Annotated in this window: 1 pseudogene; it reads right to left on the bottom strand. The window is 54.8% G+C overall.

What is annotated here, in order from left to right:
* Nucleotides 1-190, bottom strand: a pseudogene (locus H6B51_RS17420) (ATP-binding protein); the annotation flags it as partial.
* Between the last annotated feature and the right edge of the window lie 135 nt (nt 191-325).

The raw sequence follows: 325 nt of genomic DNA, 5'->3' as shown, positions 1-325 counted from the left end.
GCGATGGCAGCAGTTCCCGTCGTTCCTCGGGTGACATCTGAGCCAGATCATAGGGGATAGGTGGGTAGCTTGCGACGGATTTGGCAAATTGCTCCGGTGAGAGCATGTCAGGCATAGCGTCCAGGTACGGGTTGCCGCTGCTACCCTCGTAGATGGCCCCGACCGTATGGCCGGGTGGATACCTACTCACTCAATTGCCCCCTCTCTTTAATTTGATCCTGTTTGATTTGCTCTCCGTCGACTTGTCTGATTGGTTCCCGTCTGCTGTCTGCCTGCTCAATAACCGATCGGATGGCCTTCATGGCTGTGATACTTGTAGCAGTCT

The sequence above is a fragment of the Pseudoflavonifractor phocaeensis genome (assembly GCF_016901955.1).
Classification (GTDB): domain Bacteria; phylum Bacillota; class Clostridia; order Oscillospirales; family Oscillospiraceae; genus Flavonifractor; species Flavonifractor phocaeensis_A.
This window is presented reverse-complemented; position numbering and strand designations above follow the sequence as displayed.